At 60.1% G+C, this 12,791-nt stretch carries 12 protein-coding genes; 5 read left to right on the forward strand and 7 right to left on the reverse strand.

Translation table 11 applies throughout. The features are described 5' to 3' along the window. Window positions 1–101: 101 nt before the first annotated feature. Window positions 102–1,232 carry a GNAT family N-acetyltransferase gene (locus ACLIRY_RS18085; protein WP_413206821.1) on the reverse strand — a complete coding sequence of 377 codons (1,131 nt, stop codon included), beginning with the start codon at window positions 1,230–1,232 and terminating at the stop codon, window positions 102–104. Between the two features lie 408 nt (window positions 1,233–1,640). Here ACLIRY_RS18085 and ACLIRY_RS18090 point away from each other — a divergent pair, with 408 nt between their 5' ends. Then, window positions 1,641–2,033 (forward strand): hypothetical protein, encoded by a 393-nt coding sequence (locus tag ACLIRY_RS18090; RefSeq protein WP_413206822.1) that lies wholly within the window; start codon window positions 1,641–1,643, stop codon window positions 2,031–2,033. Window positions 2,034–2,244: 211 nt separating this feature from the next. Further along, window positions 2,245–3,408, forward strand: a complete 1,164-nt coding sequence (locus ACLIRY_RS18095; RefSeq protein WP_413206823.1) for a GGDEF domain-containing protein — start codon at window positions 2,245–2,247, stop codon at window positions 3,406–3,408. Window positions 3,409–3,601: 193 nt separating this feature from the next. On the opposite strand, the gene ACLIRY_RS18100 is transcribed toward ACLIRY_RS18095, so the two are convergent. Continuing rightward, window positions 3,602–4,519, reverse strand: coding sequence for a helix-turn-helix domain-containing protein (locus ACLIRY_RS18100; RefSeq protein ID WP_413206824.1), 918 nt, complete (start codon window positions 4,517–4,519; stop codon window positions 3,602–3,604). 137 nt (window positions 4,520–4,656) lie between these two features. Here ACLIRY_RS18100 and ACLIRY_RS18105 point away from each other — a divergent pair, with 137 nt between their 5' ends. The 3 genes from ACLIRY_RS18105 (at window position 4,657) to ACLIRY_RS18115 (ending at window position 7,565) form a co-directional block, all read left to right on the forward strand. Further along, on the forward strand, window positions 4,657–5,826 hold the full coding sequence (locus tag ACLIRY_RS18105; protein ID WP_413206825.1) for a cytochrome P450: 1,170 nt from the start codon (window positions 4,657–4,659) through the stop codon (window positions 5,824–5,826). Between the two features lie 180 nt (window positions 5,827–6,006). Further along, a complete protein-coding gene (locus ACLIRY_RS18110) occupies window positions 6,007–6,330 on the forward strand; it encodes a 2Fe-2S iron-sulfur cluster-binding protein (RefSeq protein WP_413206826.1) in 324 nt (107 codons plus the stop codon). Continuing rightward, complete coding sequence (locus tag ACLIRY_RS18115; protein WP_413206827.1) at window positions 6,330–7,565, forward strand: NAD(P)/FAD-dependent oxidoreductase; 1,236 nt, start codon at window positions 6,330–6,332, stop codon at window positions 7,563–7,565. The genes ACLIRY_RS18110 and ACLIRY_RS18115 overlap by 1 nt, the downstream gene beginning before the upstream one ends. Window positions 7,566–7,730: 165 nt before the next feature. Here ACLIRY_RS18115 and ACLIRY_RS18120 read toward each other — a convergent pair whose 3' ends face one another. The 5 genes from ACLIRY_RS18120 to ACLIRY_RS18140 form a co-directional block, all read right to left on the reverse strand. Continuing rightward, complete coding sequence (locus ACLIRY_RS18120) at window positions 7,731–8,474, reverse strand: GntR family transcriptional regulator (protein WP_413206828.1); 744 nt, start codon at window positions 8,472–8,474, stop codon at window positions 7,731–7,733. A 237-nt stretch (window positions 8,475–8,711) separates the two neighbouring features. Further along, window positions 8,712–9,659: a ribokinase gene (rbsK, locus tag ACLIRY_RS18125; protein ID WP_413206829.1), complete on the reverse strand. Its 948-nt coding sequence runs from the start codon at window positions 9,657–9,659 to the stop codon at window positions 8,712–8,714. Window positions 9,660–9,672: 13 nt separating this feature from the next. After that, window positions 9,673–10,788 (reverse strand): aldose 1-epimerase family protein, encoded by a 1,116-nt coding sequence (locus ACLIRY_RS18130; protein WP_413206830.1) that lies wholly within the window; start codon window positions 10,786–10,788, stop codon window positions 9,673–9,675. Window positions 10,789–10,807: 19 nt separating this feature from the next. Then, window positions 10,808–11,800, reverse strand: a complete 993-nt coding sequence (locus tag ACLIRY_RS18135) for an ABC transporter permease (RefSeq protein ID WP_413206831.1) — start codon at window positions 11,798–11,800, stop codon at window positions 10,808–10,810. Further along, on the reverse strand, window positions 11,797–12,789 hold the full coding sequence (locus ACLIRY_RS18140) for an ABC transporter permease (RefSeq protein WP_413206832.1): 993 nt from the start codon (window positions 12,787–12,789) through the stop codon (window positions 11,797–11,799). The genes ACLIRY_RS18135 and ACLIRY_RS18140 overlap by 4 nt, the downstream gene beginning before the upstream one ends. Window positions 12,790–12,791 lie beyond the last annotated feature (2 nt).

Below are 12,791 nucleotides of genomic sequence, written 5' to 3' on the forward strand. Positions count from 1 at the left end.
GCCCCAGACCCCAAGCTCTTATATGTAAAAGAAAAAAGGGGGGTTTGGGGGCATTTGCCCCCAAATGGGCTTGGGCAATCTCCCAAAACTCTGTCAGCCATTCACCCCTCGATCATCGCCACATGAACCGGGCACCGCTCGCGGAACCCCATGCTTTCATAGAGACGAATGGCGTCCCGGTTTGAGGCATAGGCGTGCAGAAACACTCTGTCTCCTCGGGCGGAGATTTGGCCCGCGACATAAGCCAGCAAGCGTTTCCCCAAGCCCTTTCCCTGCTCCTCGGGATGGGTGCAGAGACCACTCAGTTCTGTCATACCCGGAACCTTGAGGCGCTCGCCTGCCATGGCGATCAAACGACCATCCTTCCGAATCCCCCAGAAGCCGCCCAGGTCCATGGCCTTCAAGGTAAAGGGACCCGGCTTCGTCAGATCCGCCAAAGCGGCCATATCCGCCGCATCTTCCGGACCCAAGGGTCCGATTTCCGGATCCTCCACCGCCGGAAAAGCACCTTCCGCGACCATCTGCACGCCCATCGCGGTCTTGATCGCGGTCATTCCGGCGGGCAGGACCACCGGATCGACCTGGAGAAACACCATCGCTCCCCCCAAAGCGGCGAGGGCCGCGAGACTGTCCGGCCCCTCATCTCGGGTTGCGACAAACGGACTGGTATCGCCCGGATAGCGCCGGGCATGGGCGCCCCCCTCGGCCAAATGGGCGTGACGGGTGGTCAGTGCCGTCCAGATCGGGCGGTCCAACGGATGCCGCGCCCGCTGGGTTAGGGATCGGACGGACAGGCGATCCTCCAGATCCGCCAACTGACCAAGCAAGCTCCCACCCAATCCGGCACAAAGATCCGCCACAGCGGCCTCCACCCTGGGCCAAAGGACGTCCTTGCCGACCCTCACCAACCGTCGACCTTCGGCAGTCAAGTGTAGAACCCTGTGACGGCGATCCCCTTCGCCCGAGACAGTTTCCAAAAGCCCCAGCTCAACCAACCGGTTGACCGTCCGGGTCGCACCGGGCTGACTGACCCCCACTGCCTCCGCCAAGTCGCCCAGAGTCGAGGGCCCCAGACGGTCGAGGCTCGCCAGAAAGGGATACTGAGCCGCAGCGATGGTCACGCCACCCGCTTTCAGAATCTCGTCGGTATCAGCTTGCAGGCGTTCCCCCGCCCGTTTGAGTCGGGTTCCGAGACAGAGAAGCCCCAACACCCGAATCACGTCTTCTTTCATATTTCATCTCCCGGCACATTTTTTATATCAAGGCATATAACGCGTTATATACCTTGATCAAGAGTCATCTCTCCTTCCTATTCTCTCGTCGGAAATAACCGCTCCTTCGGATCCACCCGGAACCGTTTCAGACCCTGCCGCTCTGGCCTCGAGAAAGGCGCTGCCACCCAGCGCCCCTCCAACACCTTCCCTGTTGCACCCCGAACGAGGAGCAATATATTCTTGTCCTTTCATAAGGGGCGAAAGGCAGGCAAAAAAAATCGGCAACCCCCAGCGGGAAAGGGTTAAGCATTGAAACTTTTGATGTATATTTTTCTGGGGCTAGTGCTTTTATCCTTCCCATCCCTCGCCGCGGAGTTGAAGCCCGTCGCAGGCAAGGTGGACTTACCCAAAAACACATCGTACCAAATGACCATAGACGGCAAGATCATCGGCCTTCCCGACCTCGCAGAGCTTCCGCAATGGGATGTCCGCATGGAGACCCGTTGGACGACGGAAGGCGTTTTTCGCGGGATCCGTCTTGTCGATCTCCTGGCGCGCTACGGTGAGAACGCCTCTTACAAACGCCTGACCTTAACGGCCAACAATGGATACAAAATCGCCCTATCACCCAAGACACAGGAGGGGATGGACACCGCCCTTGTCGCCTACAGCCTGGATGGACAGCTTCTGGACACCAGGAACAAGGGTCCTTTCTGGCTTCTTTGGCCAAACGAAGTGGACAAGCTGATGACTGGCGAAGCTTTGGGAGACGTTTGGATCTGGGGGCTAATTGAAATCCGGGAAGTCCCATGGAATTGAATGGAAGAGCCGAAGCCACTTTTCCGGAATTCATGTAAACATCCACATTTCGAAGTATATGATCGCATTCCGTGCGCTTGGACGGAAGGACAAACGATATGAACACCCGTGCCGCGCATCGGAAACCCTTCCGTCGATCCTGCCGAACGCGTTGCTTCTTGAAAAACAGCCCATATTCCCGCCCATGTAGAAGACAGAATAGGTCAAGATCATGTTGACCTACATTACAGGACGGCACACCAGGGTCGTCCTGAGCCTCGCCCTTATCGCGCTGTCCATGACAGCCATATATTTCAATAACCTCGTCCTTGGTAAAACCCGCCAACAGATGGAGGCCTACCCGACAGAATTGATCATCGACAGCCACAACACCTATAGTCAAACAAATACATTTCTCATTAAACTGCACATTCATCTAAAGGACCCCTCCCTATACTCCAGAGAAGACATCCTCCACGAACTCGACATACTAACAAATCGATGGAAACTCCTCACATCAATTACAAAAAGAACCCCCTATACAGACGGAACACTAAAAAATGTCCTTCGTGAAAGTCACATCTTAAGAGATCAATTAAAGAATGTTCAATCCATCCTTTCAGGAAACGAAAAATTTTCAAAACAGACGATTGAAGAACTCGAGAAAGACCTAACAACAATTGACGACCAATCCGTTTATCTCCGGACAGTGACAGAAAATACCGTTTACAAAGAAAATGCAGCCCAAGGGAGACTTCTGAGCCATTATGCCCATACGGTGTCCTGGGCGATCGGGATTGTCACCGCACTTTTGATTATCGCGCTTTTCTTACTTGCCTCTCTCGCCCGGCAAAGGGCCCAATTGAATGCCCTGTCGCGAACGGATGCCCTGACAGGATTGGGGAACCGGCGGGCCTTCGACGAGCAGATGACCCTCTTTCTAGAGATAAACCGAAGGCAATCCCTGCCTCTGCAGATGCTCCTTTTGGATGTTGATTACTTCAAAAAGTATAATGACACTTACGGGCATATCAAAGGCGACGAAGCCCTGATTGCGATTGGCGCCGCCCTCGGCGCCAGCCTGAAGCGAAAGGGAGACGGGTTTTTCCGCATCGGCGGCGAGGAGTTCGTCTGCCTTTTCCAATGCTCTGACCAAAAGGCCGCCGTCGCCCTGGCCGACGAAATCCTCCAGAACGTGAGGAATCTGGCCATTGTCCACGAGAAGAACCCACCCCATGGCATTATCACCGTCTCCGGCGGTCTCGTTCATCTGGACAGGAAAAGTGACGTCGATGCCGATAAAATCCGGCAGGCCGCCGACTTCGCGCTCTACCAAGCGAAGGAAAGGGGGCGAGACCAAATTGTCCTGTCCGACCACATCCACCCCCCCTCTTAGAGTAAAACGGGATCAACTTGGGTCAAACTGATCCCGTTTCACTTTATTTATTACTCTATTTATATAGATTTTAGAGTGCTCTGAGGCCAAGTCCACCGGAACGACATGGAACAGATCCCGGCACCGTGGCTTGCACGCCGAACGCCCCCGCCAAGAGGCTCCCGGGAGCCTCCAAGTTGTGGGCGCGGCTCCGCTACCCCGGAAACGGCCGCTCCATTCGCACGGCCCGGAACCGCCCCGGCGCCATGCCCTTGCGCCGCTTGAAGGCACGGGAAAAATAGGCAGGGTCCTGATACCCCAGTTCGTAGGCGATCTGAGCGGCGCTGGCAGAGGTGTAAATCAGCAGCCGTTCGGCCTCCAACATCACCCGGTCTTGGATCACATCGCCCGCGCCCTTGCCTGCGAAGCCCTGGCACAGGCGGTTCAGCACCGCCTGACTCACAGCTAAATCCTCGGCATAGGCGGCCACGGGCCAATGTTCGCGAAAATGGTCCTCCACCAATTGACGAAAGCGGACGAAGCGCGCTCGCCGGTCACCCGTATCCGCAGCCCGGACCGTCTGGTCCTCCACCCGCCGACGAATCGTCATCAGCACCATGCGCATCAACCATTCGAACATGCTTTCCCGCCCCATTCGCGGCCAATGGAACTCCACGTTCATCTGCTCCAAGGTCCGGTTCAACCAAGCCGCATCCCCGGGCGCGCCCTCCAACGACAGGATCAGAGGCGCCTGAAACAAGGGCTCCAGCAATTTGCGGGACCGGCGGTAGCGGGCATCGATGAGTTGAAGTTCGGAAACGGTTAGAACCCAGCCCTCGGTGTCCGTCTCGAAGGTAAAGCCATGAACAACCCCTCCGGGAATGCACACCACCGCAGGGCCTTCCATGCGCTGGGTCGCCCCATCCAGCCAGACCTCCGCCCCGCCCCGGTCCACAGAGACGACCTGGAACATGCGCCGGTGGCTATGGGGCGTGATTCGCCATTGATACAGACGCGAGCGGGAGCGGATATCCTCGATATGGACGAACTCCGGATCGTCCCCAACCCCCGCCTCGCCGTAGAGGTCATAGGATTCGATCAAGGGCACCGGCGCCGGAGATTTTGGGTGCATCGCGGCATCCTTTGCAGGGAGAGAATGAAGAAAAAGTACAAGACTTTGCTTCTTCCGTCCATTCCGGTTCGAGGGGACTGGGGGCTACTGTTCTTCCCATAAGAAAGCAACAAACCGCCGACAGGCAGGGAGACACCATGCCCGAGTTCCGTTTCGACCCTTTTTCCCCCGAAAACGACGCAGACCCCTTCCCCGCTTACAAAATCCTGCGGGACGAGTATCCCGCCTTCTGGTGCGAGGAAGCGGGTATGTGGGTCTATTCCCGCTATGATGACATCCTCAACGCGCTCAATGATTGGGAGACCTATTCCTCGGCCAAGGGCAATCTGGTCAGCGAACTGCCGGGCCGGGCGGGCGCCACCCTGGGCACCACCGATCCACCACGCCATGACCGCCTGCGCGCCCTGATCCAGAAGGCCGTCACCAAGAAAGCCCTGACCCACCTGGAAGAGCCAATCCGCGAGATCTGCCGGACCCACCTCGCCGCGTTAAAGGGCCAGAAGAGCTTCGACTTCGTCGCAGATTATTCCTCCAACGTGACCGTAGACCTGCTGTTCAGCCTGTTCGCCTTGCCCAAGGAGGACCATGCCGAAGTCCGCAAGAACGCCGTTCTGATGGCCCAGACCGACGCCAAGACCCGCCAGAAGGGACCCGAGCATCTGGCCGCCTACCAATGGATCATGGCCTATGCGGACAAGCTGGTGGCCGAGCGGAGAAAGGCCCCCGGCGATGACCTGCTGTCCGACTTCATCACCGCAGAAATCGACGGGGAGAAGCTGCTGGATCAGGAGATCCGCAATACCATCGGCACCCTGTTGATGGCCGGTATCGAAAGCCTGTCGGGCTTCATGAGCGTCATGGCCCTGAACCTGGCCGACTACCCCGAGGCTCGGCGCGCCCTGGTCGCCGACCCCAAGGGGATCCCCGACGCCATCGAGGAAAGCCTGCGCTTCAACACCTCCGCCCAGCGCTTCCGCCGCTGCCTGACCAAGGATGTGACCGCCCATGGCGTCACCATGAAGGCCGGGGACTTCGTCATGCTGGCCTATGGGGCGGGCAATCGGGACGAACGCCGCTACCCTGATCCGGATCGCTTCGACATCACCCGCAAGCCCAAGGGCCATCTCGGTTTTGGCGGCGGCGTCCATGCCTGCTTGGGAACCCAGATCGCTCGCCTGACCTGCGCCATCGCCTTCACCGAGTTCCTGGCCGTGTTCCCCGACTTCACCCGGGTCGAGGAAACCCTGCCTTGGGTGCCGTCGTCCAACTTCCGAAGCCCTTCCAAACTGGTGCTCACCGTCACCTGACGGAAAGGGAAAACGCCCCTATACTCCCTTTCCGACCCATGCGGGGCTCTGCCCCGCCCCCCGCCGGGGCCTGAGGCCCCGGACCCCCGTCTTGGGGGAATCGAGACGATGACCTGGACACCACCTATGCCCCCGGAGCAACACGACCGGAGGCAAAATTCCCAATTCCGGAGGTTTCAAATGCCCAAGGTGACTTATATCGAATTCGACGGCGCCGAACATGTCGTGGACCTGCCCGAGGGGTGGACCCTGATGCAGGGCGCCACGCTCAATGGCGTTGATGGGATCGAAGGGGAGTGCGGCGGCTCCTGCGGTTGCGCCACCTGCCATGTCTATGTGGACGACGCTTTCCTCGACAAGCTGGACCCGCCCTCGGAGACCGAGGAAGAAATGTTGGATTGCACTGTTTCCCCACGGGAAGCCAACAGCCGCCTCGGCTGCCAAATCAAAGCCACCGCCGCCCTGGACGGCCTGATCCTGCGCCTGCCCGAGGCCCAAAGCTGATGCCCGCCCTCACCGAAGATCCCGGTGTTGTTATCGTCGGTGCGGGACAGGCGGGTTATCAGGTGGCCGAAGCCCTCCGCCAAGACGGCTATGAGGGCGCCATCACCCTGGTCGGCGACGAGCCGGAAGTGCCCTACCAGCGTCCTCCCCTCTCCAAGGCCTATTTACTTGGGGAAACGGATCGCCTCCGCCTGAAATTCCGGACAGAGGAGTATTACGCCGAACACGCCATCGTCACCCACCTCCACGTTTCGGCGGTCTCCATCGACCGGGCGGCGCGGACGGTGACGCTCTCGGACGGCACCGTCAAACCCTATGGCGCCCTGGTCCTGGCCACCGGCGCCCGGGCCCGCCCCCTACCCGTTCCCGGTGCCGATTTGGCAGGCGTCCATATGCTCCGCACCCTCGAGGACATAGACCGGATTCAGGCCGACATGGCCCAAACCGAAGATACCGTGGTGATCGGCGCCGGCTTCATCGGCCTGGAGTTTGCCGCCGTGGCCCGCAAGCTCGGCAAGGCCGTTACCGTCGTCGAGGCCGCCCCCCGGGTCATGGGCCGCGTGGTTTCGCCCACCCTCTCGGCCTATTTCACCCAGGTTCATGAAGCCCACGGAGCCACGGTTCTTTGTGGTGCCCAGGTCTCGGCCCTGACCGGAGAGGGCGGTCGTGTCACCGGCGTAACCCTGGCCGATGGACGGAGCATTCCTGCCGGGCTGGTGGTCGTCGGCATCGGTGTGATCCCCAACGAAGACTTGGCCAAGGCCGCCGGATTGTCCTGCGACAATGGTATCATCGTGGACATCCAAGGGCGGACGGAAGATCCATTCATCTATGCCGCCGGAGATGTGGCCCTGCACGAACACCCCTTTGCGGGGAAGAAGCTGCGGTTGGAATCCGTGCAGAACGCCGCAGACCAAGGGCGAAGCGTGGCCGCAGCCATCGCCGGAATAGACCGCCCCCATGACGCCGTCCCCTGGTTCTGGAGTGACCAGTACGACATCAAACTCCAGATGGCAGGCTTGCGAGAAGAGGGAGACCAAGAGGTCCTCCGTGGCGACATGGAAAGTGGCAAGTTCTCGCTCTTCCACTTCCGCGACGGGGTGTTAAAGGCTGTGGATTCCGTGAATAAGGCTGCAGATCACATCATGGCTCGGAAACTCCTGGCGAGTGGCCTCTCTCCCACGGTGGAACAGGCCGGAGATGCCGGGTTCAAGCTGAAGGATCTGTTGGGGTAGGTGTCGCGGCACTTCGGGGGCCACCGCCCCCGATCCCCCGTTTGATGGAAGGCAAAGCCCCGTGACTGGAAAACACCCCCTGTCGTCTACTCTGGCAATCAACGGCCTCTATATTTCAAGTATTTGATCTCAATAGTAAGGACAGGAGGACCGATGATTCGGTCTTCATCGTCCCTTTAACACCACATCCCGCCGCTGGTCCCGCGCAATATGGCTGCGGATCTGGTGGACGATCTGGTCAGCGTGGGCTGTCGCCAATTGGTCACAGCGCTCCACGTCCCGGACCGCGATGGCAATGATCATCTCGTCGTGTTCTTCCACATAGGCACCGGGGAGGCGGTCGTCGAAGGACGCGTAATATAGACGCAAAATCCGCCGCCCCTCATCCAGCAGACGAAGGAAAAGCGCAGTATAATAGGAGTTGCGACCTGCCTCGGCGATGGCAGCATGCAGGTCTCGGTTGGTGGAAATCATCGCCAGGGCATCCCGGGCTTCGGCTGCCGCACGGAAGGACTCCTGGTGGGCGCGGATGCCATCCAGGTCCTCGGGAAGGTGGAACTCCGCAGCCAGACGGGTCGTCATCCGGTACATCAGAGTCAGCGCGTCGAAGAAGGCCGGAAGGTTCAGGAAATCGATAGGAGCGACAATGGCTGACCTGTTGGCAATGGTCTGAACCAGGCCATCGGCGGCAAGCCAGACCAGCGCCTCCCGCACTGGCGTGCGAGACAGGCCGAAGCGTTCGGAAAGATGGCTCTCATCCAGCGGGCTCCCCGGATCCAACTCCAGGTTCAAGATTTCGGCGCGGAGCACATCATGGACCCGCCGTGCGCCACCCCGTCCCCCCCGATCTGACGCAACAGGGGCCGAAACCGTCTTGCCTTGATCTCTCGCTTCGAACCGCCCTGCCATTGCTCTTCCATAGGTCTAGAGTGAAACTGGATCAGCTTGAGTCAAGCTGATCCAGTTTCACTCTTATACACCGTTTCCTCGAAAATTCGGAAACTGTGCTGCGCAGTTTCTGGGCTCTGCCCAGACCCGCAAAGGTCGCGGACCCTTTGATCCCAAATGGGCTTGGGCATCGCCCAAGAAGGACGAGACACTGTCGCGTATCGTGTTTCACTCTCACCCACGGCACCCCAACAGTAGTCATGCCGAGGGCGACGCCTCCAATCCTGCCAAAAAGGCCTGAAAGTCTTCCGCGCTGGCATAGGATTTTTGGGTTCCCGGCCGGGTGATGCTGTCTGCAGCATAGCGGACCGCCTTGTGAAGCGCCCCGCCCATGTCTCCGCTCTCCACGTAATAGCGGGCAAAGCTGCCGATAAAGGCATCTCCGGCACCGGTGGTATCCACGGGTTTGACGGCAATCGCCTCGATCCGCCGGGTCTCCGCGCCCGCGCTGACCAGAAGCGCCCCTCGGCCGCCCAGGGTCACGATCACTGTGCGGATACCCTTCTCAACCAAATGACGCGCCGCCTTTTCCGCATCCTCCTCGTTGGTCACCGGCATTCCCGAAATGGTCGCCAGTTCCGTTTGGTTCGGCACAAGGAAGGTCAGAGTTTCGATCCGAGAGGCATCAAGCTCCGCCGGAGCTGGAGCGGGATTCAACAGCGTCTCGATCCCATGGCGAGCCCCCAGAGCCACCGTATGGTAGATGGTCTCCAAGGGGACCTCGAGCTGCATGACGATGAGGGCGCAGTCCTTCAAGGCTTCCTCCGCCCGGTCGATGTCGGCGGGGGACAGGTGGGCATTGGCCCCTTTGATGATCAGAATGCAGTTCTCGCCCGAGGGCTCGACAAAAATGGGCGCCACGCCGCTGGATGTGCCGGGAACCCGCTCGACAAAGCGGGTGTCGATGCCCGATGTCTCGAGATTGCGGATGGTGTTGTCGGCGAATATGTCGTCGCCGACCTTGGTGATCATCATCACCTCTGCCCCCAGGCGCGCCGCAGCGATGGCCTGGTTCGCGCCCTTGCCGCCACAGCCCATCTCGAAGCGCGGGGCCTCGATGGTTTCGCCCGGGGCGGGCATGCGGTCCGTATAGGTGATCAGGTCGACCATGTTGCTGCCGACCACGGCGATTTTCTTTCCGGCCATGACGACCTCTCCCTTATTTCATTGCTTCAATGGCGCAGTCTGCAGCCATGGCTTGAATGGTGCATTCCGCAGCCTTGGTTTCGGTCGCAGTCAAATAGCCCAAGCGTACGGAAAAGCGCCGACTTTCGCCGCCCGGCAAGGTCTGAACATTGCCCTTGGCCCGTTCCGCCGCATGCCCTTCGGGCTCGCAGGTGGCAGGCAAGCAGAAGGCGCAGACCTTTTGGTCGCTGTTCACCAGTACCCACCGCACGGTCTTGGGCAAGCTCGCAGGATCATAGGCGATGTGGAAGGCATCGCCCTCGGGCCGCTTGTACATCTGCGCCGTCCGGCCATCGGGGCCCGTCCCGGCGCCCCGGACATAAAAGACCTGTTCCGGATCGTAACGCTCCGGCTCGTCGGTCACCTCCATGACCGAGGGATCCTTGGCCAGGGCTTCGAGCAGACCGTCATAGGCGGGGCTGCGCGGCACATGGGCGGGCACTTTGGTGCGGACCACCGTCGTGTCCGGCGTGAAGGCCACGGGTTGGATGATCCGCCCCCCTTCGACGAAGGCGAAGTTCACATGGCACATGTACATCAGGTCCATGGGCGCGCCGGACAGGTTCTCCACGGACATCTCCATGTCGAACAGGGCGCTGTCGGGGCGGAGCACCACCTTGGGCCGGGCCGCGTAATGGGCGCCGAAACCCATGACATATTCCCGTAAACCGATGGCGGCGAGGAAGGGACCCTCGGCGTCCACGCCCACCTCCAGCCCGGCGGCATCCATCGGGGCGCAGGGCATCTCGCCGTGGAGGGGGTGCGCATCTTCCGGACCCGGGCAACCATTGGCGAGCAAGCCCGAGTGGAAGGCAAAACAGCCATAGGTGCCGACGATCTCCTGGGCCGGACGGGGCATGTCGAACATGTTCGACATGGTCAGGTCGACGCCATCGAAGACCGCATCCCAGATCATCTGGCCGTAAAACGGCAGAACCACCAGATGGCCCCGGCTGTTGGTAAGCCGCAGGGCCTCGATCCCGCTATCATAGCGGAACAGGCTGGCGGACATGCCATGGGCTTCGACGAGGACGCGCTCGGCCTCTCCAAAGAAGGATCGGCGGAGCTGAATGGCCGTGGTCACGGACATGATTTCCTCCATACCGCGCTTAACGGGCGCGGTTCTTAAAGGCGTTGATGGCAATCACGAGCAGCAGGAAGGCCCCCCAAATGAAGTCGATCAAGTGGTTGGAGAACCGCAGGATCTGGAAGCCGCTGGACAGCAGCATCAAGGCGATCACAGCGATGGACACCCCCAGCACCCGACCCTTGCCGCCCGCCGGATTGGTCCCGCCCAGCACGGCGATCAGCACCGCCTGCAACAGGTAGGAGGTTCCATAATCGGACTTGGCCGCGTTGGTCCGCCCCGAAAGCATGATGCCCGCGATGGAGGCCAGCACCCCCGTCATCATGTAGCTGTAGAAGATCATCCGTTCCCGCTTCAACCCGGCGAAAAGGGCCGCCTTGGGGTTGGTCCCGATGAGCATCAGGTTCACACCCAACGGCGTCCGGACCAGGATGAAGGACACGGCGACAGCGATCAGCACGAACAGAACGAAGGGGGTCGCCAAGCCCAACAGCTTACCATTGCCCACCCAGGACCATAGGTCGGGAAAGCCGACGATCGCCGGGCCACCGGTGAGGACGATGGCCAGACCGGTGAAGACCTGTCCCGTGCCCAAAGTTGCGAGAATAGGGGTAATCTTCACCTTGGTGATCAGCAACCCGTTCAGGGCACCGGCCACCATGCCCGTTCCCAGGGCCACCACACCGCCCAGCAGGACCACGGCCAAGCCCGTGTCGGCCACGCCGGTCTCGTCGGCCAACTTCTTGAACAGGATCCCCGCAAGGATTCCCGACAGATTGGCAATGCCCACCACCGACAGGTCAATACCTCCGGTCAGCATGGCAATCATCATGGCGATCGACAGCAGACCCAGTTCGGGAAAGATGTAGGTGATGGATTCAAAGTTATAGTAGCGCAGGAACTTGTCCGGGCTCAGCGCCGTCATGATGACGAAGATCAGGACCGTCATCACGATCAACTGGACGATATTGTTGTCCCGGTTAAGAACGGCGCGGAAATCCAGTTTTTTGGTCATGTCCGGTCTCCCCGAGCCTTCCGCTTCTGATCCCGCCAGGCGGTCACGGCGGTGGCGATGACGATGATCACGCCCACCACGACCCGCTGCCAGGTGGTGTCGATTTTCATGATGATCAGGCTGTTCTTGACCATGACCAGCATGAACACGCCCAACATGGTCCCCAGGACCGTCCCCCGTCCGCCGAAGATGGAGGCGCCGCCCAGAACCACTGCGGCGATGACATCCAGTTCCAGACCGACGAAGTCGCGGGGGTTGGCCAGCCAGATCATGCCGCTATGGAGCAGACCAGCGAAGCCAGCCAGTGCCCCGGCAAAGCAATAGATGAAGAAGATCACCTTGCGCAGGTCGAAACCGGCCCGGCTCGCCGCCTCCTGATCTCCGCCCATGGCGTAAACCCCGCGGCCGATCATGGTGTAGCGCAGGATCAGGTGCACCAGGATCGCCAATCCGAAATAGATCAAGACCATGGCGGTCAGGCCATAGGTGGTGCCATCGGCCTTGGTCATGGAAATGACATCGGCCTTGGCGAACTCGATCAGCACATCGGGCATTTTGTTGATGTTGATCACGCTGGTGCCGACGACGCCCAGCAGGAACCCCCGCACCATGCTCCCCGTGCCCAGGGTCACGATCAGCGGAATCATGCGGAATTTATAGACGAAGAAGGCATTCAGGCAGCCGAACAGGGCGCCCATGGTCGCCGCCGTCATGAACGGCAGGGCCACCCCGTCGTATCCGGTCCATAGCATGCCCTTCACGGTCAGGTACATGGCCGCCACGGCGAAGGCGGGAAAGGACACGTCGATACCGCCTGAAATCATGATCATCAGGACGCCCAGCGCCATAATGCCGATGATCACATTGCTGCGAAGCAGGCTGAACAGGTTATCCGGTTGCCAAAAGGCCGGATTGACCAGACCAATCCCGATCATGGCGAGCAAGAGAATACCCGCGATGACCACCTCCGATCTCCGAAGCCAAGCCATGG

The organism is Rhodospirillum sp. A1_3_36 (assembly GCF_047263945.1).
Taxonomy (GTDB): domain Bacteria; phylum Pseudomonadota; class Alphaproteobacteria; order Rhodospirillales; family Rhodospirillaceae; genus Rhodospirillum.

Excerpts from the sequence above, each read along its gene's own strand:
- ACLIRY_RS18085 (WP_413206821.1), bottom strand. The coding sequence starts at position 1,232 with ATGAAAGAAGACGTGATTCGGGTGTTGGGGCTTCTCTGTCTCGGAACC.
- ACLIRY_RS18090 (WP_413206822.1), top strand. The coding sequence starts at position 1,641 with ATGACCATAGACGGCAAGATCATCGGCCTTCCCGACCTCGCAGAGCTT.
- ACLIRY_RS18095 (WP_413206823.1), top strand. The coding sequence starts at position 2,245 with ATGTTGACCTACATTACAGGACGGCACACCAGGGTCGTCCTGAGCCTC.
- ACLIRY_RS18100 (WP_413206824.1), bottom strand. The coding sequence starts at position 4,519 with ATGCACCCAAAATCTCCGGCGCCGGTGCCCTTGATCGAATCCTATGAC.
- ACLIRY_RS18105 (WP_413206825.1), top strand. The coding sequence starts at position 4,657 with ATGCCCGAGTTCCGTTTCGACCCTTTTTCCCCCGAAAACGACGCAGAC.
- ACLIRY_RS18110 (WP_413206826.1), top strand. The coding sequence starts at position 6,007 with ATGCCCAAGGTGACTTATATCGAATTCGACGGCGCCGAACATGTCGTG.
- ACLIRY_RS18115 (WP_413206827.1), top strand. The coding sequence starts at position 6,330 with ATGCCCGCCCTCACCGAAGATCCCGGTGTTGTTATCGTCGGTGCGGGA.
- ACLIRY_RS18120 (WP_413206828.1), bottom strand. The coding sequence starts at position 8,474 with ATGGCAGGGCGGTTCGAAGCGAGAGATCAAGGCAAGACGGTTTCGGCC.
- rbsK (WP_413206829.1), bottom strand. The coding sequence starts at position 9,659 with ATGGCCGGAAAGAAAATCGCCGTGGTCGGCAGCAACATGGTCGACCTG.
- ACLIRY_RS18130 (WP_413206830.1), bottom strand. The coding sequence starts at position 10,788 with ATGTCCGTGACCACGGCCATTCAGCTCCGCCGATCCTTCTTTGGAGAG.
- ACLIRY_RS18135 (WP_413206831.1), bottom strand. The coding sequence starts at position 11,800 with ATGACCAAAAAACTGGATTTCCGCGCCGTTCTTAACCGGGACAACAAT.
- ACLIRY_RS18140 (WP_413206832.1), bottom strand. The coding sequence starts at position 12,789 with ATGGCTTGGCTTCGGAGATCGGAGGTGGTCATCGCGGGTATTCTCTTG.